Source organism: Clostridioides sp. GD02377, assembly GCF_045899875.1.
Taxonomy (GTDB): Bacteria; Bacillota; Clostridia; order Peptostreptococcales; family Peptostreptococcaceae; genus Clostridioides; species Clostridioides difficile_A.
On the sequence record NZ_JBJODA010000022.1, the window covers coordinates 31522 to 56855 of the forward strand.

28 protein-coding genes and 4 tRNA genes are annotated in these 25334 nt (G+C 29.3%); 27 read left to right on the forward strand and 5 right to left on the reverse strand.

Going from position 1 to position 25334, the window contains the following annotated elements; translation table 11 throughout:
- The first annotated feature begins 14 nt into the window (after positions 1 to 14).
- The 7 genes from dnaB to Q3304_RS17470 all read left to right on the forward strand — a co-directional run bounded on the left by dnaB (position 15) and on the right by Q3304_RS17470 (position 3896).
- Positions 15 to 1343, forward strand: coding sequence for a replicative DNA helicase (gene dnaB / locus Q3304_RS17440; protein WP_407814374.1), 1329 nt, complete (start codon positions 15 to 17; stop codon positions 1341 to 1343).
- Positions 1344 to 1547: 204 nt separating this feature from the next.
- Entirely contained in the window at positions 1548 to 1856 is a 309-nt protein-coding gene (locus Q3304_RS17445) for a hypothetical protein (RefSeq protein WP_407814375.1), read from the forward strand.
- An 81-nt stretch (positions 1857 to 1937) separates the two neighbouring features.
- Complete coding sequence (locus Q3304_RS17450) at positions 1938 to 3227, forward strand: adenylosuccinate synthase (protein ID WP_231301229.1); 1290 nt, start codon at positions 1938 to 1940, stop codon at positions 3225 to 3227.
- Positions 3228 to 3554: 327 nt separating this feature from the next.
- Positions 3555 to 3630 (forward strand) — tRNA-Lys (locus tag Q3304_RS17455).
- Positions 3631 to 3634: 4 nt separating this feature from the next.
- Positions 3635 to 3709 (forward strand) — tRNA-Glu (locus Q3304_RS17460).
- Between the two features lie 4 nt (positions 3710 to 3713).
- A tRNA-Val gene (locus Q3304_RS17465) sits at positions 3714 to 3789 on the forward strand.
- Between the two features lie 32 nt (positions 3790 to 3821).
- A tRNA-Thr gene (locus Q3304_RS17470) sits at positions 3822 to 3896 on the forward strand.
- Between the two features lie 348 nt (positions 3897 to 4244).
- Here the strand turns inward: Q3304_RS17470 and Q3304_RS17475 are convergent.
- Together Q3304_RS17475 and Q3304_RS17480 are read right to left on the reverse strand one after the other, a co-directional pair.
- Positions 4245 to 5237 carry an ATP-binding protein gene (locus Q3304_RS17475; RefSeq protein ID WP_054277831.1) on the reverse strand — a complete coding sequence of 331 codons (993 nt, stop codon included), beginning with the start codon at positions 5235 to 5237 and terminating at the stop codon, positions 4245 to 4247.
- 8 nt (positions 5238 to 5245) lie between these two features.
- Positions 5246 to 6304, reverse strand: a complete 1059-nt coding sequence (locus tag Q3304_RS17480) for a DnaD domain protein (RefSeq protein WP_407814376.1) — start codon at positions 6302 to 6304, stop codon at positions 5246 to 5248.
- Positions 6305 to 6428: 124 nt separating this feature from the next.
- On the opposite strand from Q3304_RS17480, the gene Q3304_RS17485 reads away from it, so the two are divergent.
- Positions 6429 to 7892 (forward strand): M1 family metallopeptidase, encoded by a 1464-nt coding sequence (locus tag Q3304_RS17485; protein WP_054277830.1) that lies wholly within the window; start codon positions 6429 to 6431, stop codon positions 7890 to 7892.
- A 234-nt stretch (positions 7893 to 8126) separates the two neighbouring features.
- On the opposite strand, the gene Q3304_RS17490 is transcribed toward Q3304_RS17485, so the two are convergent.
- Positions 8127 to 8288 carry a MerR family DNA-binding transcriptional regulator gene (locus Q3304_RS17490; protein WP_407814377.1) on the reverse strand — a complete coding sequence of 54 codons (162 nt, stop codon included), beginning with the start codon at positions 8286 to 8288 and terminating at the stop codon, positions 8127 to 8129.
- 335 nt (positions 8289 to 8623) lie between these two features.
- On the opposite strand from Q3304_RS17490, the gene Q3304_RS17495 reads away from it, so the two are divergent.
- From Q3304_RS17495 to rlmH, 4 genes are all read left to right on the forward strand, one after another.
- The gene (locus Q3304_RS17495; protein WP_407814378.1) at positions 8624 to 9088 is read left to right on the forward strand and encodes a GyrI-like domain-containing protein; all 465 of its coding nucleotides are present in this window, start codon (positions 8624 to 8626) and stop codon (positions 9086 to 9088) included.
- A gap of 137 nt (positions 9089 to 9225) precedes the next feature.
- On the forward strand, positions 9226 to 10023 hold the full coding sequence (locus Q3304_RS17500; protein ID WP_407814379.1) for an MBL fold metallo-hydrolase: 798 nt from the start codon (positions 9226 to 9228) through the stop codon (positions 10021 to 10023).
- A gap of 12 nt (positions 10024 to 10035) precedes the next feature.
- Entirely contained in the window at positions 10036 to 12135 is a 2100-nt protein-coding gene (locus tag Q3304_RS17505; RefSeq protein WP_407814380.1) for an EAL domain-containing protein, read from the forward strand.
- 67 nt (positions 12136 to 12202) lie between these two features.
- Positions 12203 to 12682 (forward strand): 23S rRNA (pseudouridine(1915)-N(3))-methyltransferase RlmH, encoded by a 480-nt coding sequence (gene rlmH / locus Q3304_RS17510; protein ID WP_054272067.1) that lies wholly within the window; start codon positions 12203 to 12205, stop codon positions 12680 to 12682.
- Between the two features lie 70 nt (positions 12683 to 12752).
- Here rlmH and Q3304_RS17515 read toward each other — a convergent pair whose 3' ends face one another.
- Entirely contained in the window at positions 12753 to 13517 is a 765-nt protein-coding gene (locus Q3304_RS17515; RefSeq protein ID WP_407814381.1) for an LlaMI family restriction endonuclease, read from the reverse strand.
- 158 nt (positions 13518 to 13675) lie between these two features.
- Between Q3304_RS17515 and dcm the strand changes: the two genes are divergently transcribed.
- From dcm to Q3304_RS17590, 15 genes are all read left to right on the forward strand, one after another.
- A complete protein-coding gene (gene dcm / locus Q3304_RS17520; protein WP_407814382.1) occupies positions 13676 to 14956 on the forward strand; it encodes a DNA (cytosine-5-)-methyltransferase in 1281 nt (426 codons plus the stop codon).
- Between the two features lie 165 nt (positions 14957 to 15121).
- Positions 15122 to 15457 carry a hypothetical protein gene (locus tag Q3304_RS17525; RefSeq protein WP_407814383.1) on the forward strand — a complete coding sequence of 112 codons (336 nt, stop codon included), beginning with the start codon at positions 15122 to 15124 and terminating at the stop codon, positions 15455 to 15457.
- A 1-nt stretch (position 15458) separates the two neighbouring features.
- On the forward strand, positions 15459 to 15650 hold the full coding sequence (locus Q3304_RS17530) for a hypothetical protein (protein WP_407814384.1): 192 nt from the start codon (positions 15459 to 15461) through the stop codon (positions 15648 to 15650).
- Between the two features lie 213 nt (positions 15651 to 15863).
- Positions 15864 to 16043, forward strand: coding sequence for a hypothetical protein (locus Q3304_RS17535; protein ID WP_407814385.1), 180 nt, complete (start codon positions 15864 to 15866; stop codon positions 16041 to 16043).
- A gap of 102 nt (positions 16044 to 16145) precedes the next feature.
- Positions 16146 to 16403 carry a Mor transcription activator family protein gene (locus Q3304_RS17540; protein ID WP_407814386.1) on the forward strand — a complete coding sequence of 86 codons (258 nt, stop codon included), beginning with the start codon at positions 16146 to 16148 and terminating at the stop codon, positions 16401 to 16403.
- Between the two features lie 24 nt (positions 16404 to 16427).
- Entirely contained in the window at positions 16428 to 16676 is a 249-nt protein-coding gene (locus Q3304_RS17545) for a hypothetical protein (RefSeq protein WP_195418659.1), read from the forward strand.
- Between the two features lie 72 nt (positions 16677 to 16748).
- Positions 16749 to 17039, forward strand: coding sequence for a DUF960 family protein (locus tag Q3304_RS17550; RefSeq protein WP_407814387.1), 291 nt, complete (start codon positions 16749 to 16751; stop codon positions 17037 to 17039).
- A 17-nt stretch (positions 17040 to 17056) separates the two neighbouring features.
- Positions 17057 to 17365, forward strand: coding sequence for a hypothetical protein (locus Q3304_RS17555; protein ID WP_407814388.1), 309 nt, complete (start codon positions 17057 to 17059; stop codon positions 17363 to 17365).
- Between the two features lie 264 nt (positions 17366 to 17629).
- Positions 17630 to 18256 carry a hypothetical protein gene (locus tag Q3304_RS17560; protein WP_407814389.1) on the forward strand — a complete coding sequence of 209 codons (627 nt, stop codon included), beginning with the start codon at positions 17630 to 17632 and terminating at the stop codon, positions 18254 to 18256.
- 152 nt (positions 18257 to 18408) lie between these two features.
- Positions 18409 to 20289, forward strand: a complete 1881-nt coding sequence (locus tag Q3304_RS17565) for a DUF927 domain-containing protein (RefSeq protein WP_407814390.1) — start codon at positions 18409 to 18411, stop codon at positions 20287 to 20289.
- Positions 20290 to 20425: 136 nt separating this feature from the next.
- Entirely contained in the window at positions 20426 to 20554 is a 129-nt protein-coding gene (locus Q3304_RS17570) for a hypothetical protein (protein ID WP_407814391.1), read from the forward strand.
- A 155-nt stretch (positions 20555 to 20709) separates the two neighbouring features.
- Complete coding sequence (locus tag Q3304_RS17575) at positions 20710 to 21042, forward strand: hypothetical protein (protein ID WP_195418664.1); 333 nt, start codon at positions 20710 to 20712, stop codon at positions 21040 to 21042.
- A 164-nt stretch (positions 21043 to 21206) separates the two neighbouring features.
- Entirely contained in the window at positions 21207 to 21587 is a 381-nt protein-coding gene (locus Q3304_RS17580; RefSeq protein ID WP_407814392.1) for a hypothetical protein, read from the forward strand.
- A gap of 148 nt (positions 21588 to 21735) precedes the next feature.
- Positions 21736 to 23382 (forward strand): recombinase family protein, encoded by a 1647-nt coding sequence (locus Q3304_RS17585; RefSeq protein WP_407814393.1) that lies wholly within the window; start codon positions 21736 to 21738, stop codon positions 23380 to 23382.
- Positions 23383 to 23415: 33 nt separating this feature from the next.
- Complete coding sequence (locus Q3304_RS17590) at positions 23416 to 23856, forward strand: hypothetical protein (RefSeq protein ID WP_407814394.1); 441 nt, start codon at positions 23416 to 23418, stop codon at positions 23854 to 23856.
- Between the two features lie 109 nt (positions 23857 to 23965).
- On the opposite strand, the gene dpaL is transcribed toward Q3304_RS17590, so the two are convergent.
- The gene (gene dpaL, locus Q3304_RS17595; RefSeq protein ID WP_407814400.1) at positions 23966 to 25183 is read right to left on the reverse strand and encodes a diaminopropionate ammonia-lyase; all 1218 of its coding nucleotides are present in this window, start codon (positions 25181 to 25183) and stop codon (positions 23966 to 23968) included.
- Between the last annotated feature and the right edge of the window lie 151 nt (positions 25184 to 25334).

The window sequence follows — 25334 nt, forward strand, 5'->3', positions numbered from 1 at the left end:
TAGAGGTGATAAAGATGGAAGATATGACGAGAATTCCTCCTCATAGTGTAGAATCAGAACAATCAATATTGGGTTCTATACTTCTAGATAAAGATGCTATAATAACAGTTACAGAAACTATAAAGCCTGATGATTTCTATAAAGAGGCTCACAAAATAATATATGAATGTATGATAACTTTAAGTAATAAAGGTGAGCCTATAGACTTGATAACACTGACAGAAGAACTAAGAAAACAAGGGCATCTTAATGATATTGGAGGAGTCAGTTATATTACAAGTCTTTCTACTATAGTACCTACGACTTCAAATGTAAAATACTATGCTGACATAGTAAAAGAGAAGTCTGTGCTTAGAAAGCTTATAAAAGCTTCTAATGAAATAATAAATCTAGGATATAGTGGAGCAACTAAAATTGAAGATGTTTTAGAACAAGCTGAAAAGAGCATATTTGATATATCACAGGAGAAAACTAGTGATGATTTTAAATCTATAAACTTAGTTTTGATGGACGCCTATGATATGATAGAAAAATTATACACTAATAAGAGTGATGTAACTGGCATAACTACTGGTTTTAAAGATTTAAATAAAAAAATAAATGGTCTTCAAAGGACTGATTTAATATTAATTGCAGCCAGACCAGCAATGGGTAAAACTGCGTTTTCTTTAAACTTAGTACAAAATGCCGCCTTAAAAGGTGATGCGTCTGTAGCTGTGTTTAGTCTAGAGATGTCTAAAGAACAATTAGTACAACGAATGTTATCTTCACAGTCTAGTGTAGAATTAAAAAAGATAAAGACTGGAACACTTAATGATAATGACTGGCCTAGAATTATAGATGCTATGGCAGTGTTGTCAGATGCGAAAATACACATAGATGATACTCCTGGTATAAAAATATCAGAATTAAGGTCAAAGTGTAGAAAGTTAAAGATAGAAAAAGGTCTAGATTTAGTGCTTATTGATTATCTTCAACTTATGGAAGGAGAAGGTAATAACGAAAGCAGACAACAAGAAATATCTAAAATATCAAGGTCACTAAAGATACTAGCAAAAGAATTAAACTGTCCTGTTGTGGCATTATCTCAGTTATCACGTGCACCAGAACAAAGAGCAGACCATAGACCAATGTTATCTGACTTAAGAGAATCTGGAGCGATAGAACAGGATGCAGATATAGTCATGTTTTTATATAGGGATGAATATTATCATGCTGATTCTGAGAGTAAAAATATAGGAGAAGTAATAATAGCAAAAAATAGACATGGTGAAACTGGTTCTGTAGAACTAGTTTGGCTTGGTGAAGTTCAACGATTTGGGGATAAGTTGAGAGACCTATAATCTAACGAATATCCACAGAACATTCTTTCTTTCTACAGGAAAAATGTGGATACATGTCACTAAATATGTCTAAACCTTGAAATATAGCTAAAAAAATATCCACAGTATCCACAGATAGCCTGTTGATAAGTGTGAATAAGTAGATAAAGCAAGCTTTTAGCTTGCTTTATCTGTGTATAAATATTAATTATTAGGAGGAATAATATGGAGAAAATAAGCTTAACGTGTATATATCCCAATATAATTAAAGTACTTGATGAAATAAACTTATTTAGAGTAATTGATAATAACCTAAAGGAATCAATTGTTGTCTATGCTAGTATTGTGGATAGTCAATATTATATAAATATGACTAACACAAACTTTGGAAATATAACTAACATATGTAAGTTAGAAAAACTTCTAGATGTGGATAAATTTATGGAAAAAGTTATAAACTATGAAAAAGAAATCATAGAGAAAGATGAATTTTCAAAAATAGAAAAATATATGTTAAATATTGGAGAACGCTAAAAAAGTTGAAAAAAATACGAATGTTTGATAGAATAAATAAGTAAAGCGTTCGAGAGTATATAAAATATAGAGGTGAATTACATGAAAACAGTTGCAATTGTTGGTTCTCAATGGGGAGATGAAGGTAAAGGTAAAGTTATAGATTATCTTGCTACTCAAGCAGATGTAGTAGTAAGAGGACAAGGTGGAAATAATGCAGGACATACATTAGTTGTAGAAGGTAAGAAGTATGCACTACATTTAATTCCATCTGGAGTATTAAATCCAAAAACAGTGAATATAATAGGAAATGGTATAGTATTTGACCCTAAAGGATTTTTAGAAGAATTGGAAATGTTTAAAGCGGATAATATAAATACAGAAAATATAAAAATAAGCGATAGAGCCCATGTTATATTCCCATATCATAAAGAACTAGATGCATTGTCAGAAGAAGCCAGAGGCGATTTAAAGATAGGCACAACAAAAAAAGGTATTGGACCTTGCTATATGGATAAGACAGAGAGATCTGGAATAAGAATCTGTGATTTAATGGACAAGGACAAATTTGCTATAAAATTAAAAGCTCAGATAGATGCTAAAAATGAAATAGTTAAGAATATATATGGAAAAGAAGAATTATTTGATTTTGAAACAATATATAATGAATATATCGGATATGCAGAACAAATAAGAAAATACGTTGCAGATACATCAGTTATTGTATATGATGCAGTGAGAGCAGGTAAAAAAGTATTATTTGAAGGAGCACAAGGTACTTTATTAGATTTAGATTTAGGAACATATCCATTTGTTACATCTTCTCACCCAACATCTGGTGGATTTGCAATTGGTGCAGGTATAGGACCAAACATGATAAAAGATGTTGTTGGGATAGTAAAAGCATATACTACAAGAGTTGGAGAAGGTCCATTTGTTACAGAACAAATAAATGAAACTGGTGACAAAATAAGAGAGCAAGGTCATGAATTTGGAGTAACTACTGGTAGACCAAGAAGATGTGGATGGTTTGATGCAGTTATAGTTAAGTATGCAGCTAGGGTTAATGGTTTAACTAGTATCTCATTTATGTTACTAGATGTTTTAACTGGATTTGATAAGATAAAAGTTTGTACATCTTATAAGATGGGTGATAAAATAATAACAGATTTCCCTGCATCATTAGACGACTTAGCAAAATGTGAACCTATATATGAAGAATTAGATGGATGGAATGAAGATATAACTCAAGTAGATAATTTTGATAATCTTCCAGAAAATGCAAAGAAATATATAGCTAAAATAGAAGAGTTGGTCGGAGTAAGTGTAGACATGGTTTCTGTTGGGCCTAATAGAGCTCAAACAATAATAAGAAAAAATATATTTGCTTAATATTTTATTAAACAATTTAAATTGTGAATAATAAGGAAAGAGTATCTCAAGATAATGATTATAGTTATTAGAGATACTCTTTTGTGTTAGATTTGTATTAAGTCTTTATTCAGTTAAAATTATTTATGTATGTTCTATGTGTAATTAAAGTTGAATTTCTGTATTCTAATTATATATTTTATTCAAAATGCTTGTTGAAAATAAGTAGTTCAAGAGGATTCTAATTATATGCTAAAAAAAATAAAAAAACTATTGACTAAAAATTGTACAGCAGTTATAATATAACTTGTGAGTGAAAGAAACGACGAAAAAAGTCGAAAAAAATGTGGTCTATTAGCTCAGTCGGTAGAGCACCTGACTTTTAATCAGGGTGTCCCGCGTTCGAGTCGCGGATAGATCACCAAAATGGCTCGTTGGTCAAGAGGTTAAGACACCGCCCTTTCACGGCGGTAACAGGGGTTCAATTCCCCTACGAGTCACCAGTATGGGACTATAGCTCAGCTGGGAGAGCACCTGCCTTACAAGCAGGGGGTCACAGGTTCGAGCCCTGTTAGTCCCACCATTTTTGAATTAGAGATAAATACTAGATTATATGCTGGTGTGGCTCAACGGTAGAGCAGCTGACTTGTAATCAGCAGGTTGTAGGTTCGATTCCTATCACCAGCTCCACAAAGTACATAAGTTCAAATTAATATAATTTTCTACGTTACAGGATACTTTTAAGTATCTTTTTTTGATTGAAAAATTAAATTTAATTACAATAAAGTATTAAGTTATTTGTAATGATATAATTTATAAGATTAAAATTTAGAGTATTTTTAGGATAGTATTATATAATCTGCTAAGTTTACAATATTGATAAATTATAAGTAATATAAAGAATTAGATGTATTAAAGATACTTTAGAAATGTACTTATAGTAGAGAGATTAGTTTCTTTAGTATAAGTTTTAAACAGAGAAGCAAGTTTGTCTTACCTCTCTATTTAAAAATAAAAAAATGTTTTTTAAGGGCTACTTTATTTAAATCTTTCCCATCTCAAATCATCACCAGTAAATTCTAAAATCCTAAATTTGTCTAAAATTCTAGAAAGAGTTCTTTGAGTATAAGTATTTCCTATTTGGGATGGTGTTAAGTTGGTTGATATAATAATTTTTTTACCAGTAACAAGTCTTGTGTTTACAATGTTGAAGATTTCTCCACTAGTAAAAGAGTTATTAAGTTCAGTACCAAGGTCATCTATTATTAATAAATCACAATCAAACAAGTTTTTATAATTATCTTCACTTATCGGATTATTTGTGTCTCTTCTAAATTTATAGTCTTCGAGAATATCTAATATTCTAAAAGAAGTTTGATAAATTACAACATTTCCTTTGTCCAATAATTCCTTTGCAATACAATTGCACATATATGTTTTTCCCAGTCCAGTAGAACCATAAAACAGTAGATTTTCATCATTATCTTCCTTGAAATCATGAACAAAATTTTCGCAGACACTTAAATTATTTAGCATATTTTCCCTAGGAGATATTTCTCCATCAGAGCCTTTCTTAGGAGAAAATATATTCAAGTTAAAATTCGAAAAATTTTCCTGACTTAAAATCCTGTCTAAATTAGACATTTTATAAGCTTCATTTACAATTTCTTGTTTAAGGCAAGAGCATTTTTCCCCATTAGGTAAAAAACCTTTATCTTTACAAGAAGTACATTGAAACTTTATTTCTAAGTAATCAAGAGGGATATTATTCTCAGCTAAAAGTTCCTCCTTCTTTACTTTTAAAGATTCTATAGTATTTTTAGATTTATTTACAATCTCATCTTTAGACTTAGGATTTAAAAGTACTATTTTAGCTAGACTAAGGCCTATTTTAGAAATCTCATCATCTATAGATTTTATTTCAGGAATTCTATTATATACCTCATTTTTTCTATGTTCTAATAAGAGTTCGCTATTATCTCTTCTCTTATCATATTTAGCAAGTATTTTTCTTATTTTATCTTCATTCATTTAATCACCTACTTAAACTTTTCTTTTTGACTTTTTTTAATAATCTCATCGAGTTCATCAGAGGTATACTGAGTGAATGTCTCGTTGAAATTATGAAACTTAGTTTTCTTGTAAGTATTGTTGTTTTGAGTAGTATTAATCTGCTTCTTATTAATATTCTCCTTAACTATACGTTCTTCCTCTTTTTGCTTTAAATCATTTAAATTTTTTATATTTTTTTCATTCCAATTTTTAATTATACCATTTATATAAGATATACTTGGGTTTGAAATATTTTTAGATTTAGAGCAAGCATTTATTATTAAGTCCATATCCATACCAAATTTATCAAACCAAGTGTCCATAAGTTCTTTTTCTGACTTTGATGGTTGTCTTGAAAATCCTAATTCATTGAAAATGGTTTTGTATAAAATATATCTTTCACTTCTAACTAAAAAGCTATCTTCAACATCTTTTGGTGTATATAAATTTGAATCATACCAATTCCTGATAATACCCTCAATGTATTTAACTGGTTTTGATGTACCAGTTTTATCTTTTACATATTCATAAGCACAAAGTATCATATCAGGACTCATATTGTACTTATTCATTATATCCATGATACTTATCTTTTCACTTGGGTCGAGATAGCGGCCAACTATTTTATTTATGGAATTGAACATTTTTCTAATACTTGGATTTTCAGAAGTAGATACAACTTGGTTTGTATTAGATTTTACAGATGAATTATTACCTAATATATTCTCAATATAGAAATTTTTTAAATCTAAAAATTCTATTGAATAATTAAAATTATCATATTCTCCATTGTCATGTATTTTTATAATCTTCTTTTCCTCCCAAAATTTCCAAGCAGATAACACATCAGACAAAGGTATATTTAGGTTTTTGGCTATTGAATTATTGTCGAACTTAGGATTAGAAGTAATATCACATGCTTGTCTATAGCCTAAAAGATAAACTTTTACGTATAACCCGTCCGCCATTGGCATAAATATATCTATAAAGATATTGGGAATAGTGATTTCACCTAAATCTATTTCATTGCTTTCTTTGAAAAACATTTTATCACCTCAGATTAAATTATATCATTTTTTATATTATATTTGTCTGTAAACAAATAAAAGGTCGCAAGATTAGCATGTAAATATTTTCTAGAAAGATTCATTTTGAAAGGGAGGAGATATTTTGGTTATAAAATTCAACCAAAAAGTAAGAAGAACATTATCAGTAGCAATTTTATTTATGGTATTAATAATAGGTTGCTTTATAGAAAAGGATGACAGTTTAGAAGCGTATAAAGAAAAAACTAATTCAAAGATAAATCAATATAATATGGATGTTATATTTGATGATGAAACGAAGAGGCTAATGTGTAATCAGAATGTTGAGTACATAAATAATACAAAATCAAACATGGATAAAATATATTTTCATATATATCCAAATGCTTTTTCAAAAAAAGAGTTTGCTCCTTTTGAAAAAGAGGAAATGACAAAAGCTTATCCTAATGGGTTTAATGAAGGCTACATAGATATAAAGAATATATTAAATAGGAATAGTAAAATGGAGTATAAAATTAAAGGAGATAAAAATGATATATTAGAAATAGAATTAGGGAAAGAATTAAAACCGAATGAAAGAATATCATTAGATATAAAATATAATGTAAAAATACCAAATTCAGTTGGAAGATTTGGATATGGGGAAAATACTATAAACGTTACTAACTGGTTTCCTATAGCTTGTGTTAATGATGAAAGAGGTTGGAATCTAAAGAGTTATGAAACAATTGGTGACCCATTCTATAGTGAGACTAGCGATTTTCATGTGAAACTATTAATTCCAAATAAGTATAAGATTGCTCACACAGGAAAACTTATTAATGACAAGCATGACAATAAAAAGATGCTATATGAAATAGAAGCTGAAAGTGTTAGGGATTTCGCATTTATATTAAGTAGTAAATTTGATGTGACTAAGGTAGATTCAAAAGGAATAGCAATTAATACATACAATTTAAATAAAAAACTTTCTAAAAAAGCAACTGAAGTGGCAAAAGATTCAATTGATATATTTAGTGAATTATTTGGGAAATATCCATATAAAGAATACTCTGTCGTAGCGAGTGACTTTTTTATAGGTGGGATGGAATATCCTATGCTCGTTATGATAGACCAAAGCTTATATAATGAGAAAAATGAATTTCTACTTGAATATGTTATTGCCCATGAGACAGCACATCAATGGTGGTATTCTGCTGTTGGAAATGATGAAATAAGTGAACCTTGGTTAGATGAAGCACTTACTGAATATTCTACAATAGTGTATTTTGAGCAAAAATATGGTAAAGAGATGGCAAATAAACTTCTAAAAACTATGGAGATACAGACAAAGAGTTATTTGAGTGAGAATATATTTAAACCAGCAAATGAGTATAAAAATTCTACTGAATATAGCTTGAATGTTTATACAAAAGGTGCAATAGCGTTTAATGAAGTGAGAAAAGAAGTTGGTGATAAAGTATTCTTTGAGACTTTAAATGAATACTATAATAAATATAAACATAAAAATGCTAATGGAAGGGCTTTTGTGGAGATATGGAGCAATAAAGGGGTAGATATAAATAAGATTATAAGTGAATACAAGTAAATTTTGTATAGGGAATGTTTCAAAATAAGAATTTGGAGCATTTCCTTTTTTATGTAAAGAACAGAAAAATAGAAATGGAGGTCTTAAGAACCTCTAGTCTACAGGATATTTGTTCTTAAAAAAAGAAAAGTATCATGTCTAATTGTTATTTCAAAATAAATATTATATCATTATACTTTATTTGGGTGCATATTTACCTTATAGCTACAACAATAGTTTTTTATTTAGCAGAGTTTATATGACTTGTACTATTCCTAAATTTTTTTCATCATCATAGTATCTATACTGATTTTCTTCATTTCTAAATGATGGTTCTAAAATATCTTCTTTATCGTAATAACGTAGAGCTTTTACAGTCAAACCAGATATTTTAGAAAACTGACTTATTCTATACATAATTACCTCCTTTGATTTTAATTGTAAACTATCCTCTGCACTGGAATGTTAGGAAAATTATAATGTATTAAAGATAGCTATACAATAAACTATTTATATATAATGTCTTATGGAATATAGAGTTAATATTCCTAGCAATTTATAATATCTTTTTAAAGTAATTTGCTTTATGGTTTGCATATTGAGAACATTGTATATAGTATTCAAATATGCTTATGCAATTTAATAGATATTACTTTGGGGCTTGAAAAGAGCATTGTAGGACAAGCCACAATATATGCTAGATGATATCATGTTAACTATAAATATAAAATAAACTTATTGGAGGAAATGAAATGTCAAGAATAACAGATATTACTGTGGTCGAACAGAGTGCATATTATGCTTTAGTAATAAAGAAAACAATTAACTTCAAGGTTGAATTTCAAGAGTTTTCTGCTGAGGGATATGCCAAAATTAAGGACTATATAAAAAGTAAAAATACTTTTGTAGCAGGAGCACCTATTGTCTGCTTTCACAATATGGACTTAGAAAACTTAAATATTGAAATAGGCTTTCCTACTGCAACTAAGATGGAAGGCGTAGATGATATTCAGGGTATAGAAATACCTGCACAAAAGATAGTTACTGCAATTGACCAAGGTGATTATCTTTTGCAAGACCCTACATTAGAAGAATTGTTTGCATGGGTACAAAATAGCCCCTATGAAATGCTTGGAGAAATTTATTATCAATACTTAAATACACCAAATCGCCCAACAAATGAACTATTGACTAAAATGATGTTGCCTATTCGTTAATATGAAGTATCAAAAATAAAACATGAAAATATAAAACAGGAGTTGAACTTAAAATTTGATTGGAAAAAATCAATTTCGAGACAACTCCTGTTTTTTTGGTATAATATAATTTATAAGGCAGAAAAAGAGGTGAAGGAATGCTAAAGTATTGTTCAGTTGGAAGTGGCAGTAGTGGAAACTGCCATTATATAGGGTATAAAAATACTAATATACTAGTAGATGCAGGGTTAAGTGGAAAGAGAATAACTACAGGTCTTAAAGACATTGATGTAGATGCAGATAAATTAAAAGGAATATTTATAACACATGAACATGTTGACCACATAAAAGGGGCAGGTATATTATCAAGAAAGTTTGATATACCAATATTTGCTAATATAAAGACATGGTGTTCTATGAAGGATAAGTTAGGAGATGTCAAAGATAAAAATATGAAAGTTTTTGAAAATGATAAAACTTATTCATTAGGAGATATTATAGTGAGACCTTTTTCAATAGAACATGATGCATCTGACCCAGTTGGATATAATTTCTATACAGAGAGTGATGAAAAGATATCTATAGCTACTGATATAGGATGTATAACTCAAAATATAAAAAAACATCTATATAAATCTAAGTTAGTAGTATTAGAATCAAATTATGACCCTAATATGCTTATGATGGGTTCATATACATATGCTTTAAAGAAAAGAGTAATGTCAGACACTGGACATTTATCTAATGAAGATGCTGCTAATTTCTGTGTTGAGCTGATTAATGAAGGTACAGAATCTATATTATTAGCTCACTTAAGTAAAGAAAATAATTTTCCAGAATTGGCATATGAGACTTCAAAAGGAGTATTAGCATCAAATGATATAGTAGTTGGACAAGATGTGAAGCTAGATGTACTATCACGAAATGATGTTTCTAATGTTTATGAAATGAAGTAGAGGTGAATAACTTTGCTAAAAAGAAATTTCGAAAATGTTGAAGATAATAAAATTTTATATTCTATAAAGCAAGGAATGATTTTAGCCATACCTGCTATTATGACTGGCTCAACTGCTCTTGTCATTTTAAATCTTCCAATAAGGGCGTATCAAGAATGTTTATCAAATTTATTTAATGGAGAAATCACAAAGATTCTTAACTTTATAAATAGCTCTACTTTAGGAATAATTTCATTAATAATATTATTAACAATAAGTTATAGTTATGGGAAAATATATGGGAGCAAGTATACAGTACTTGTTCCTATAGTTGCAATGTGCTCTTTTTTAGTGTTTTCAAGTGGCAATGAACTTAATTATATAGAAGTATTTAATACAAAGTGGCTATTTACAGCTATTATTGTCGCTATGACATCATCTGTATTGTTTGTAAAACTTACAGAATCTTTTGTCACAAGTGTAAAGTTTCATACAGAGGGAGCAGATGCAGACTTTAATATGGTAGTCTCAGCTATAGTTCCATTTATAATTGTAGTATTTTTATTTTCTATTTTTAGAGTAATAATGATAAGTTTAATTGGTAGTTCAAACTTTCAAGATATATTTTACGATTTATTTTCAAATGTGTTTAGCAAAATGGGAAGAAATCTCATGAGTGCCTTATTATTTATTTTCTTGATGCATTTTATGTGGTTTTTTGGAATTCATGGGAGTAATGTTCTAGATACAGTTGCAAAAAGTTTATTTGAAAATAGTATGGCAATTAATATCAATTTAGTTAATAATAATCAATTGCCAACAGAAATCTTTACTAAGACTTTTTTTGATACAATGGTGTTGTTGGGTGGATGCGGTTCTTTGCTATGTCTAGTAATTGCGATTTTTCTTAGTGAAAAACGTATAAATGTAAGAAAGCTAGCCAAAATTGCTTCCATACCAGCTCTTTTTAATATAAATGAGATGTTGGTTTTCGGGATACCAATTGTTTTTAACCATATTATGTTTGTACCTTTTGTAATTACGCCTATAATCTTGACTATTACAAGTTATATAGCTATGTCTATAGGGTTTGTTCCATGTACAGTTTCTCCTGTAGAATGGACATCGCCTATATTTTTAAGTGGTTATATGGCTACAGGCTCTATAAGAGGTAGTATGTTACAATTGTTTAATCTATGTATCGGGGTTATGATTTATATACCATTTATAAAGATGTCGCAAAATAGATATACATATATGTTTAAAAATAATATAGAAAACTTAACAAATTTAGTAAAAAGGTATGAGTTAACAGGTGAACAGCCAAATCTTTTAAATTACAGTGGTAAAATAGGGTCAATTTCAAAAATGTTAGCTTCAGATTTAAAGTTTGCTATGAAAAGAGGAGAGATAGAACTTTTTTATCAACCTCAAGTCAATTATAATGGAAGTGTTGTAGGAGCAGAAGGATTACTTAGATGGAAACATTCAATAGGAGGATTCATTTATCCACCATTAGTTATAATTTTGGCTAAAGAAGAAGGGTTCTTAGATGAGCTTGGAGAGTATATTATTGATAAAGCATGTATTGACTTAAAGAAGAGTGAGAAGTTATTGAGAAATCCTGTTAAATTCTCTGTAAATATATCTCCAGACCAACTTGATGACCCTAAATTACCAGAGCAAATAAAAAATATCATTAATAGGAATGATATAAATCCTAATATGTTAGGTATAGAAATTACAGAACAGGTTGCATTATCAGGTTCGCAAATAATTATAGAACGTATCAATGCGATACATAACTTGGGAATAAAGCTAATTATGGATGATTTTGGTATGGGTCATAGCTCACTCATATATCTTCAAAATAATAATTTTGATATAGTTAAATTGGATGGTTCGTTAGTTAAAGAGATACTTACAAATAAAAGAAGTAGTGAAATTATAATGTCTATTGTAAATCTTTCAAAAAATTTGGAGTTTGACATAGTTGTTGAATATGTTGAAAATTTGAGTCAAAGAGATAAGCTATATGGATTAGGATGTGAGATATATCAAGGATATTATTATAGCAAAGCTGTAACTTTTGAAGAGTTTATAGAGTATGCAAATCAAGAAAGAGTGAGATAATTTTATAAGAGTTTATAGATTATATTAGGATATAAATGTGTAGCAAAATTAAGTTTAGGAGAAACATATGAATATAAGTATAGTTGTGGTAGGTAAAATTAAAGAGAAATATTTAAAATTAGGTATTGATGAGTTTAAAAAAAGACTTTCTAAGTACTGTAAGTTGGAAATTATAGAGTTGGACGATGAGAAAGCTCCAGAGAATTTGAGTGCTAAGGAAATGGAAATTATAAAAGATAAAGAAGGTAAGAAAATTTTAGGGAAGATAAAGCACAATAGTTATGTTATAGCTTTAGCCATTGATGGAAAGAATTTGTCTTCTGAGGAGCTTGCTAAGACTATGAGTGATTTAGCAGTTAGAGGTAATAGTAGTCTCTGTTTTATAATTGGAGGTTCTCTAGGGCTTTCTGATGAAGTCCTAGGAAGAGCTGATTATAGGTTATCTTTTTCTAGGATGACTTTTCCTCATCAGATGATGAGGTTGATATTGTTAGAGCAGATTTATAGAGCATATAGGATAAATAATGGAGAACCGTACCACAAGTAACGGAGCGCGGATTTAAATAGTTATATAAATAAAAATACTACCTATCGAATATAGGTAGTATTTTTACTTATTAATATCTCTCAATTATTAGACTATCCCAATAACTATTGCTAGCTCTCCACATAGAATAAGGTCTTGGGTTTTTTTGATGCATTCCACTATCAAATATAACAATTCCTTGACGAATTAATTCAAGCCAATTTTCGTAAGTCATAGGAGCTCCAAAGCAGATTTCAGAATAAACTCCATTAGAGTCAGTCTTACAAGTAAACCAACCGTTTTGATTAAACTTCTTTTCTAGTTTTTTCTTTAGAGAATCACCATTCCATATAGCAAGGCAAATGCCTTTCTCTTGAAACTCTTCAGGGATTATACTTGCTTTGTTAGGTCTTTTATCTTGATTATAATCATAATATGCAACAATATCATTATTATGGATTAATAATATTTGACCAAAGTCATTGAATCCGTGGATTTTAGGACAAGGAGAGCCAGACCAAGAATATCTCCCATTAACATTTTGACCAAAAATACTTAGAAATACATCTCTTTTTTCTACCATTGTGCGTCCTTCAAATATATTAGTAAATTTACTATCTTTGTAAATATAATAATCAGCAGACCAATCTCCAAATGTAGTTTTTGAAGTTGTTTGATTTTTAAGTTCATAACCGTATAAATCAGGAGCGTTATCTCCATTTGCTACAATACCAAATTGTTCTTCTAACCAATGTCCATATTTTCCATCGTGTCTTTTATTTTTCGTAGAAACATTAGGAGTTCTACCCTTTACATTTTTATTAAATAATTCTATAATTTTATTTTTATCTGTCATAAATAAACCTCCTCAAATAAAGTATGAAACTATTATAACAGATTATGGTAAAAAATACCTATTGGGAGTCATTGATATTTATTATAGACTATAAATTTTTTACATTATATAATAAATATAATATTTGCTCGGTAATTAATATAAAAGGAGATGATAAGATGTCTAAACTAACTATATCTAATATAGATGAAAAAACTAAATCAATTTTAATAAAAGAAAAGAGAGATAGGCTAGGAATGACTACTAAGGAATTTATTGATGCAGTAGGAATTCCTAACGTAGATGTAAAAAAAATAAGAAGCTGGGAAAAAGGTGAGCTTATTCCGTCAGATTTAGAATTAGAGATGATATTAAGTTTCCCAGAAGAACCTCCTTTCAAAAATCCACAAGAAGCTAAATACAAAATGATTGATCTTTTTGCAGGAATTGGAGGGACTAGATTAGGATTTCAATTAAATGGAAATGTAAAAATAGTATTTACGAGTGAGTGGGATAAATTTGCACAAAAAACATATAAGGCAAATTACGGAGAATGGCCACATGGAGATATAACAGAAATAGATGAAAAAGACATACCAGACCATGATATTTTAGTAGGAGGTTTTCCTTGTCAAGCATTTTCATTAGCTGGATTAAAAAAAGGATTTGAAGATACAAGAGGTACTTTATTCTTTGATGTTGCTAGAATATTAAAAGAAAAAAGACCAAAAACATTTTTACTGGAGAATGTTAAAAATCTTAAAACTCATGACAATGGAAAAACATTTGAAGTAATAGAAAAAACATTAATAGATTTAGGATATGAGGTTACAACTATGATATATAAGGCTAGAGATTTCGGAGCACCTCAAAATAGAGAAAGAATATATATAGTTGGATTTGATAAAAAACAAGTTAAGAATTATAAAGATTTTAAGCCACCAGTAGCACCTATGCCAAAAACTAGAGTAGGAGATATTTTAGAGAAAAATGTAGATGATAAATATACGATATCAGATAAATTATGGGAAGGACATCAAAGAAGAAAAATAGAAAATAAAAAGAAAGGTAAAGGATTTGGATTTAGTTTATTCAACTCAGAAAGTTCATATACAAATACTTTATCTGCAAGATATTATAAAGATGGTAGTGAGATTTTAATCGAACAAGAAGGTAAGAACCCAAGAAAAATAACTCCTAGAGAAGCATCTAGATTACAAGGTTTTCCAGATGAATTTATTATACCAGTATCAGATAGTCAAAGTTATAAGCAATTTGGAAATTCAGTATGTGTACCAGTAATAAAAGCTATTGCAAAAGAAATTTTAGATGTATTAGATAGTGGTAGTTATACAGAATATATAGATGAAAACAAAGAAGAAGTAATAGATGAAAATAAAGAAGAAGTAATAGATGTGAATGATGAAGTGGCAGTAACTCAAATTGGATGGAATATATAAAATAAACAGTTTATAGATAATCTTAAATAATCTTAAATATTCTTAATTAATAAATTATAAAGAATTAAAAATAAATTTAAATATATATTATAATTATGATAAAGCTAGATGAGGTAAAATACTTCATCTAGCTTGTTTTGTTTTCAAAGATAAGGAGGAAGAATAATGATAATAAACATTTTGAAAAAGCAAGACTTAGACTTAATAAAGGAAATACCCAAAGAAGTATTATATGCAATAGAAATTACCATAGAAATACTAGATGAAAACTACGGCACAGAAAGAACAGCAGAAGACTTAGGTGGATACGTAGCTGTAGTAGATAAAGCTGGAATAGAAGAACTAAAGCGACATCAATTAAAAGGAATAGTACCTGAATACATAGATGAAATAGAGAGAGTTGAATACATTTCAGCTCTATTTTTGTGTTCAAATGACTTCTCGATAGTAGTTGTTTGCAAGAAAGAACTAAAGAATCTAATAGAATATGAGGAGAACTAAGATGATAAATCAAAACTCAGAGATACTAAATAAACTATTTTTCACAGAACTACAAATGTTGGTGGAAAAATACAACAGAATAGAGGAAGATACAAAGCAAAATATTGAAAATATAGCAGCTAACTTAAAATATGAAGAGTTACAAGAATATATAATGAGGAATCCAAATAAGCTACTAGAGATACTACAATAAACTGATGAAGTAGATAATGATGTAGTAATATTCTTTGTTTGGTACAACTCACAAATAAAACCTATAAGCATACATAAAGCTAAGGTATGTATCGAGGGACTAAAATTAAATAGGCACATAGAGATAGGACAATATCTAATCTATCAAGATGATAAATATTTAAAAGAGTACACTAAGGAGCTACTAGAAGATAGGTTAGAGCAAGAGTACTATGTGGATAAGCTATTTGAAAAAGAAACTATAATTGAGATGTGGATAAATGGGACAACTAAAGATGAAATAATAGATGAGATTGTGGATAGTGTAAATTTAGAAGAAACATTAGAACTATATCAACAAGAAGCTTTTTCAATAGGAGGAATTCAATACAAATATGCAGAGATAGAAGAGTAAAATGATAACGAACAATAGGTGGAACTTTTCAAGGGATAATTACAGAAGAAACTTTCCGTAGAAGTCGTTATTATTAATAAGTACCGACAGAGGAGGTGGAGCATGAAAAAGGATAAGGGTGACTATAGAGGAATCTATGCAGAAATGGTAGAGATTTTAGGGGAAGAAATAGTAAAGATGATACATAAACACTATAAAGGTCAGCAGATAAATCTACCTATGAAGCTTCATTCAAATGAATACGTAGAAAAATACATCATTGAAAATAAAGATAAGAAGAGCCTAAGAGAAATGTCTAGAGAACTAGGTTACTCTGATAGATGGGTAAAGAGACTAATAAATAAACTTAATAAAGAATAGCACAATTTGGAGGAGAATAATAAAATGATACTGGGAGTAATAGCAATAATTTTAGCAACAGTTATATTTTTTATAGTAAATTCAATGCTAGACATAACATATTTTGGATGTGGAGCAATAGGAACTCTTTGGTTTGGATGTTTTGTCATAGCGTACATAATATTAACTTCGCTAGGAGGAATTTTCATAGGGTTATTAAAGTGGATAGTAATAGGAGCAGTAATATTAGGGATAATAGGATTAATTGCAGGGGCAACAAATAAAGCAGAATAAATATTAACTAAAGAGATAGTCGATAAAAAGACTATCTCTTTTTCTATGTCTAAAAAGAAAGGATGAAGATAAATGTTTGATAAAGATAGATACTTAACTAGAGGTATTTCTGAGGAAATACCATTAGAAATACAGATACTACTGTGGTCAATAATAGGAGAAATAAAAATAAATAAAGACTATTTACAAGTATTCCAAATAGAACCTATAAAAAGTAACTTACTTAAAATAGAGCATAGGCAGGAAATACCTAAGTATAAAAAAGAGCATGTAGTAGTAAATACAGGAATAAATTCTAAAGTAAAGATATTTGTAATAGATGATGGGGAGTATTCAACAATGATGTTGAGTAGTGAGTACTAATAAAAAGGAGAAATAAAATGAGTAAAATAATAAAAGAAACTAAATACTGTAAGGTACTTAGACAAGCTAAAATTAGAGAAGCTAACATAGCTTACGGAATAGAAAAAATATTTGTAAAAGAAATAAATCAAGAAGAAATAAGATTTGTTTACTTTAAAGATACATACAGACAAGAGGAACAATTAGTACCAAGGCCATTGGATTTACCTGAAGAAGATTTACTAAAACTAATAGAAGTTGCAATAAAACAAAATGTGTTTTCAAAAGAGTTTTTAAATAATTTAAAAGAAATAGTAAGTAGATTGATACTAGGAGGTTCAAGATGACTGTAGAACTATTTGTAGCAGGAGTAACATTTGGAATAGCAACATTTAAAACTATAATAAATCAAAGAAAAGAATATCTTAAAAAATAAAGGAGGAAGTAAAATGTGGGGATTTGTAATAGGAGCATTAATAGGTTTAGGAGTTTGTATAGCAGTTGAAATAATGGTTTCTAACAAAGCAATATTGGTATAAAATAGTAATAAGGTTGACATAGTTAGCCTTATTTTTTTGACAACAAGTAAAAATTGAAAGGAAATTAGACGTATGAAATATTATGATTTAAAAGAATTAGTACCAGAAATAACAGGAGTAGATGAAGAAGATTATGTTCTATGGCAGTCAACGCTTAAAGATATACAGAGGATTGATAAATTAGTAAGAGGAATTTCATCATATAGTGATACAAATAAAATACCTGAAAGTCAAAAAGATGATATAGTAGCCCTATATAGAACATTAAACAAAGATCGTGAAAAACTTGATATTCTAAAAAAATTCGCGAGAAAAAAACATCTAACAGAAAAAGAAAGTGAAACATTATTTGATTTGTTTGTAAATAGCATGAATAATAAAGAAGAAAGAGAAGAATATTCTAAGCATAGAGAGGAAGTAAAAGCAGAAGAATTAAAAGCAGGAGTTGATAAAATAATATCATCAATAATAGAGGCAGTAAAAGAAACAGAAGAGTTTACATATGGAGCTAGATTAAAGCTATTAGATAGTCTAAGTAAACATGTAGAAATGGTAATAGAGTTCCATAAAAAAGAAATCCAAGTTGCAAAGGAATTAGGATGCAAAGAAATAAAAATACTTGAAGAAGAGGCTAGATTGGATAAAATATCAAAAGAAGATAAAATACGTAATAATTATCCTGAATCTAAGAAAAAGTAAATATTATAACACTAAAACACCAAAATGTCAAAGACAAATTTGGTGTTTTTTCATGTCCATGACCAATAATTAAAAATATAGTAAGATATACCCATACCAAAGCAAAAAGACTTAAATTTCAGCATATAGACAATAAGGAGGACATTGGTAGGATGCTTAAAAGATTAAATAAAGTAGTGTTAAAGAAAAATGGAAAGTTGATAACTTCTGAAGAAGATAAAAGAGAAGAAAGGTACATTCCTAGAGAGTTAAAGATACCGACTGAAATAGCAAAAACAGAGGAATCAAATACTATTCAAGATGTAAGTAAAATTGAAGAAAAAGAGGATGATTCTAGTAGAACGATAGAAGAAATTAATCAAGAGGGACATAATAACATGATTGTAATTGATCCTGAACTAAATGAACATGAGAAAAAACTACACGAAATGGAGAAAATAGATGACGACTTATCAATCTGCTACAAAACAAAGCAAATTGTCTACGAGGGAGGTAAAACTGCTAATTTACTAGAAATAGGAACGCCTGAAAAAAATATTGATACAAATAATGTAATACTACCTATAACAACAAAATACTTAGATAGATATGTAGAAATATGTGTTCCAAGAGATAAAGCCATGTCAAAGAGGGAGATACTTAAGCTAAGTTTACATGGAGCTAATGTCACCGAAGAAAATGCAAAGTACCACATAAGGTCGATAAACTACCAAGAACGTAAAATTGGAAAATCTAATAATACTCATAGCGAGTTAGGTTTTGCTATGCATGATGAAAAAGAAATTTTTAAACTATATAGGGCAATAAATGAAGATAGCAAATACGTTGGGGTATTAGATTTGAAGCCTAAAGGGAATTTAGAAGACTACTTAAAAGATATAAGAGAACATGTAGCACCATATACAAATATTTCATTAGCATTTGCACTAGGGTCAAGTTCAGCAGTAGTTGCTAAGTTGAATCAGTATTGTGAGGATGTAAATACAGTACTATCACATTTTGTAACTGAATCAAGTAAGGGAAAAAGTACAGCAACAATGTTGGCAATATCTATTTGGGGAAACCCAAAGTTAGGAGCAGGAGGATTGTATAATACTTGGAACTCTACAGAAAATGCACTAGCAACTTCATTAGCTGGAAACTATGGGGTAGCATATGCACTAGATGAACTATCAATGTCTAAAATAGAAGATACAACAAGCTTAATCTATAATCTTGTTGGAGGAAAAGATAAAGCGAGGCTTACAAAAGATATAGAACTTAGGAAATCAGGAACTTGGGTAACTACAATAATTTCTAATGGAGAAGCATCACTTCTAAATAGAGCTAAAAATAATACTGGACTAGATGTAAGAGTATTAGAGTTAGAAGGTATAGTTTGGACAGAAGATGCAAGACATTCAGACAATGTAAAAGCATTGGCAAATAGAAACTATGGTGTTTTTGGATACAGTTTTGCAGAAAAACTAATTAAATATTCAATAGATAAGTTAAAACTACTGTTTGAAGATGAAAAAAGAACTTTTATAGAGAAAGTAAAGGAAAAAGGAATAGTAGATAACATGGTTGCTAGAACTGCAACAAAATACGCTATTTTAACATTAACTACAAGACTAATAAATGCAGGATATAAGGAGCATGGAATAAACTTAGACATAGAAGGGATTAGGAATGTGTTAGTTGATACAGAAATCAATAGCATACAGAGAAGAGGAATACAAAAGAAAGCATCAGAATGGCTAATAGAATACGTGGAAGCAAATGCATCTAAGTTTAAATGTGGTAAGGAGATTAATCCAAATGTAGACTATTGGGGAAGTAGAAAAGAGCTACCAAATGGAGATTTAGAAATAGCAGTACTAAAGCAGAGATTTGAAGATGTAATGAGACAAGGAGGGTTTGAAGATACTGTGGTTGTACTTGACCAATTAAAAAAAGAGGGAATACTAGACTATGAAGAAGGAAGGCTAACAAGAAAAAGAAAGATAAATGCAGTATCTACACCAGTGTATGTAGTGATACTTAAACCATAGATAATTTTGAAATAAGCGATGATATTGTAAATAAAATAGTAATAAAAATCTATATTACTAAATGAAGTAAAATAGTGAAAATAGAATTAAGTCTAAATAGATGTAATCAAATAAACAGTTAAAATGAGGTGCAGAAATGGACAACATAGGTAAAATGACAGAAGCAGAAGTGAAAAGTAGTACAGTAATAGAGATAATTGGTGAAATAGTTCAATCATATCTTTTGAATGAAGGTAACAAGGAAATTGCATCAGTAGAGCAATAATAAATAAGGTATAGGGGATGTGAAAATTCACACTCTATTCCCATAAAACACTGCATTAAAAGTTAAGTATTTCCAATAGATAGAGATAAAAATTCACGTTTCCACATTGAAATTAAAATAGATGATAAAAAATAGATAGACAGGAGATAAATGACATGGAGAGATACAAGCAATATAAATATGAAGATGTAGGAGTATACATAAAACCAGAAATAGATGATAGGGAATTACACATTCAAACTAAGGTAAATTTCCTTACAGGAGAGCTATACGATTACGGTTGTGAGCCGATTACAATGGTAGAAAGTAATGTAAAAGGAGACTATATCAAATTAGAAGAACTAATAGAAATGATTGAGTGTTACAGAGTTAGTGCAGTAATAGTTTGGTCATATTCAGAAATTGAAGAAGAGTCACTAGATAGACTGAGAGAAGTTTGCTATAAAAATGGAATAGAGATAAATGCATATAAAGAAGATATTCAGTAATTGTTATTTGATTAAGAAGTAAGTAGAACGTGAAAAACCACGTTCTACTAAATAGAATTTACATTGATAAAACATAGTAGTATCAATATAAGAAGCTAAAAATTCACGTTTTCACGTGTAAATTAAAATAGATAATAAAAATAAACTAAATTAGGAGACAGACAATGAATACATGCAGAATGAACATATACAGTAACTATAAAAATAAAAACGTAGCAATTTACGCTAAGAAAAGTTCAGAAAAAGAAAATGTAAATGAGCCTATAATTGGGAAAGTAACATGGATGAAAATGGAGATAGAGGAGTTTGGTGTAAACATACTAGAATTTGTAGATAGTCATGTAAAAGGAGAGTATCAAGAGATAAATAAGCTAATAGAACTAGTAAAGGAAGATAAAATAAGAGCAATATTAATTTGGGACTTTGATGATATACCAACAGAAATAGTAGAAATTTTAGTAGACGAATGTAGTCAGAGAGATATTTACTTAAATGGAATTCTAACCCCTATAAAAATAAAAGGGGCAATCTTATTTAATAAATAAAAATAAATTACATCTAAAAAATAACGTGAAAACGTGGAAATAATATTTAAACCTTTGGAACAACACAATGTTTAACGTGAATCTAAATGTGGGTTCAAGGGTAATTAGTGACAAAAAAACGAGAAAATAGTGTTTGGAGGACATCAAGATGACTAAAAAGGTAGCAATATATTGTAGAGTATCAACAGTAGAGCAAGCAGAAGAGGGATATAGTATAGATGAACAAAAAATAAGAAATATAGAATACTGTGAAAAAGAAGGGTATGAAGTTTTCAAAGTATACGAAGATAGAGGAATAAGTGGAAAAAATATTTCAGGTAGACCAGGATTGAAAGAATTACTAAGAGATGCAAATGATAAAAAATTTGACTTAGTAATAGCTTGGAAACTAAATAGGCTAAGTAGAAAGCTAATAGATATACTTAACATAATAGACACACTAGATAAAAATAATATAGCATTTAATTCTATAACAGAGAGCTTTGAATCAGAAACTACATCAGGAAAGTTACATCTTAATATAATGGGAGCAATTGGAGAGTTTGAAAGAAGCACTATATCAGAAAACGTAAAAATGGGAATGATAGCACGAGCTAGAGAAGGTAAATGGAATGGCGGAAAAGTACTTGGATACGATATAGTAGAGATACCAAGTGAAGGAAAGAAGAGAAAAGATACTAAACTAGAAATAAATGAAAAGGAGGCAATGACAGTAAGAAGAATATTCGAGTTGTATAGTGAAGGACATGGGTACAAAGCAACTGTAAATAGAGTAAATAAGGAAGGACATAAAAGTAAGAGAGGGAATGCTTTTTCAACAGCAGCTATAAAAGAAATACTAAAAAATCCAGTATACATTGGGAAAATAAGATATAACTTAAGGCAAGATTGGAATGAAAAGAGAAGAAGAAATATTAATCCAAATCCTATACTTGTAGATGGAGAACATGAAGCAATAATAGATATCGATACATGGGAAAAAGTACAAATAATCTTAAAAGATAGAAGTAAAACTCACAATAGAGTCTACGATAGTGAACTAATCTTAAGTGGACTACTTAAATGTCCTGTGTGTGGAGCATCAATGACTGTAAGTAGATCAACTAGAAAAAGAAAAGATGGAACTAAGGTAGTAAATGAGTACTATTCATGTAGCAATTGGAAGAATAAAGGAACAGCAGTATGCAATTCAAATTCTGTAAAAGCAGAAGTTGCAGATGAAGTTGTAATAAATAAACTAATAGAAACAGTAAACAACGAGCTACTACTAAAGAAAGTAATAAACAACATAAACAAGAATAAATCTAGTAAGCTAAAGCCTAAACTAGATGAAATGAACTTAGTAAATAAGGAAATTGATAACTTAAATAGCAAGAAAAACTCTAGTATAGAGTTATTTGAAGATGGAATCTTAACTAAGAGTGAGTTGGCAGAGAGAGTAAAGAAACTAAATGAAGAGATAGACAAATTGAAGTTTAGGCTAGATGAAATAAAGCAAGATGTAATGTTGGCAGAAGGAGAGCCAGTACCTTTTGAGTTAGTAAGTCAAGTGATGAATAAGTTTGGAAAAGTATTCCACGAGAGTAGCACAAGAAAACAAAGAAAGCAGTTGTTAAACCTACTTGTTTCAAAGATAACAATAGATAAGTCAAGAGCAATAGATACTATAGAGTTACAAATAAATGAAGATGTAATAAAGTACTTAGTGAAGGAAGGGTCGTCTGAAGAAGACGAAGACCCTTCCTTTTTTAATATTCCTAGGCTTAATTGTACTTGCTTTAAATTTGTAATATAATAGAAAGTAATAAAATCTCATAGGAGTAGTAAAATGATAGAAAACTTGATGATAACAGAAAATGAGGTTGTTGATTGTGTAGTATCATATTTAGAAAAAATAGGTTTTTCAATAGAATCTAGATGTAACACTATGGAAAAAGGAATAGATATTGTAGCACAAAAAAATAATAGAAAGCTATTAATAGAAGCAAAAGGAGCGACAACATCAAAGGATACTAGTAGAAAAGGACATCCATTTTCAAGTAATCAAATAAATAATCATGTATCAAGAGCTGTATTTAAAGCACTACAAATGAAGGAATATGAAGAAGATGCAGTAGTAGCAATAGCATTACCATATACTAAGACTCATGTAAGGGTAACTAAAACAGTAGAAAAAACATTGAAATCTCTAGAGATACTAACTATTTGGTGTGATGGAGTAAATGTTTCAATAGATGGAAGTAGTAAGATTTTAGAACAATTAAAGTAAACACGCTCCTTTGGAGGTGTAACGGAGAACCGTATCACAAGTAAGTGATATAACAGAATCAATAAAGTAAGGTAGATAAGGTAATGAATACCTAATCTACCTTACTTTATTAAATTGATGTATAAGCGCCATCCCACACTATTCTTTTATAATTTTCAGGATCAGTATCACCCTCTGTACTTATAACAAGTATTTTTGAATCTTTATTTATGTTTAGCTTATCAGCTATTTCTTTTAATCCATCTTCCTCTAAAATCAAACTTAAAATCCCTAAACCTACCGCACCAGATTCTCCAGATACAACCTTAGGGTCTCCCTTTAGTGGGTTAGCAAGTATTCTCATTGCTCTTGCAGCTACATAATCAGGGCAAGAAATATACATATCAGAATAATCTCTTAAAATATTCCAACCTATAGTGTTAGGTTCACCACAATTAAGCCCTGCCATTATAGTTTCCATAAAACCTGTAACAGCATGTGGTTTTTGGTCATTTATTTCTGCTGATTTAAATATACATGCTGCTTCATTTGGTTCAACTATAGTAGTTATTGGTCTATTATTGCCAAATACATATTCTAGATATCCTTGTACAGTTCCAGCAAAAGAGCCAACCCCCGCCTGAAGGAATACATGAGTAGGCATTCCATTATCTAAAGAATTTATTTGCTCTATAGCTTCATCGATAAGAGTAACATATCCTTGCATAATCCAAGTTGGAATTTCTTCATAACCATCCCAAGCAGTATCTTGTATTATAACACCATTATTTTCATCAGCATATTTAGTAGCTAATCTTACTGCATCATCATAATTTAAGTCTGTTATAGATGCTTCTGCACCTTCTTTTCTAATATTATTTAATCTTATCTCAGAAGATCCTTTTGGCATAAATACTACTGATTTTTGTCCAATTTGATTTGCAAACCAAGCAATCCCTCTTCCATGATTTCCATCAGTGGCTGTTACAAAAGTTAAGTCTCCAAGCTTTTCTTTTATATTTTTACTATTTAGCATTTCAAAAGAAAGATTAGAAATATCCATATTTAATTTTTTTGCTATATATTTTCCAACCGCATATGAACCACCAAGACTTTTAAATGCATTAAGTCCAAATCTATATGACTCATCTTTTAGCCAGATATTACTAATACCTAATTCATTAGCTAATTCACTTAAACTGTGAAGAGGAGTTACTTTATACTCTGAAAAGCTTTTATGGAAGTTTCTAATTTTTTCTATTTGTTCTTTGTTAATAAAGTCTACACTTACTTTAGATTTGTGTAAATTTCTTGCATTTTCATTTTGTATATATTTGATATCTTTTATATTTCTCATAGTTTTTATCTCCTAAAATTATTTATTATTTATTTCTTAATTATAATTATATTGACTAATTAGCAAAAAATATATAATAATATAGGCAATAAATATCGTTATATTATCAAGTTGTGTATGATTAAAAAAAATCTAAATTAGC